The sequence below is a fragment of the Neorhizobium alkalisoli genome (genome assembly GCF_007829835.1).
Taxonomy (GTDB): domain Bacteria; phylum Pseudomonadota; class Alphaproteobacteria; order Rhizobiales; family Rhizobiaceae; genus Neorhizobium.
The window spans coordinates 1-1,064 of the sequence record NZ_VIWP01000040.1 but is presented as its reverse complement, the minus strand read 5'-3'; the positions used below and the strand labels follow the sequence as shown (position 1 = coordinate 1,064).

General features: G+C 59.4%; 1 pseudogene. It reads left to right on the top strand.

Annotated features, from left to right (window positions below):
* Positions 1–73 precede the first annotated feature (73 nt).
* Positions 74–1,064 (top strand): annotated as a pseudogene (locus tag FHW37_RS33400) (IS3 family transposase); the annotation flags it as partial.

Sequence of the window (1,064 nt, the reverse complement as noted above, 5' to 3'; positions counted from 1 at the left end):
TGAACTGCCCCCCATTTCGACCGGACAGTCGGCATAAGCAGAAAGGCTCAAGCACAGGCTTGAGGATAGGCTTATGTCTAACGAGTATCGACACGTTGAACTGCTGACGGGTGATGTTCGCCGCAGGCGATGGACAACCGAGCAAAAGCTGACAATCATTGAGCAGAGTTTCGAACCAGGCGAGACGGTATCGTCCACCGCTCGCTGCCATGGCGTCGCGCCCAATCTGCTTTATCGGTGGCGCAGGCTCTTGAGCGAGGGAGGTGCTGCAGCCGTGGATTCTGACGAGCCCGTTGTCGGCAATTCGGAAGTGAAGAAGCTGGAAGATCGCGTCCGCGAGTTGGAGCGCATGCTCGGCCGTAAGACGATGGAGGTGGAGATCCTTCGCGAAGCTCTTTCCAAAGCGGACTCAAAAAAACGGATATCGCGGCCGATCTTGTTGCCGAAGGACGGTTCGCGATGAAGACCGTCGCGGACACGCTGGGTGTCTCCCGTTCCAATCTCGTCGAACGGCTGAAAGGCAGATCGAAGCCGCGTGGAGCATACCATAAGGTCGGGGATGCAGAGCTTCTGCCCGCCATCCGCAGGCTGGTGGATCAAAGGCCAACCTATGGCTATCGGCGGATCGCCGCGCTCCTCAATCGCGAAAGGCGAGCCGCCGATAAGCCTGTCGTCAACGCCAAACGGGTCCATCGCATCATGGGCAACCACGCCATGCTGCTGGAGAAGCATACGGCCGTTCGCAAGGGCCGCCTCCACGACGGCAAGGTCATGGTCATGCGCTCCAACCTGCGCTGGTGCTCCGATGGTCTGGAGTTCACCTGCTGGGATGGGGAGGTCGTTCGCCTCGCTTTCATCATTGACGCCTTCGACCGCGAGATCATCGCCTGGACAGCGGTCGCCAATGCCGGAATATCCGGCTCGGATGTCCGCGACATGATGCTGGAGGCGGTCGAGAAACGCTTCCATGCAACCCGAGCCCCGCATGCTATCGAGCATCTCTCGGACAACGGTTCGGCTTATACAGCACGGGAGACCAGGCTATTTGCCCAGGCGCTCAATCT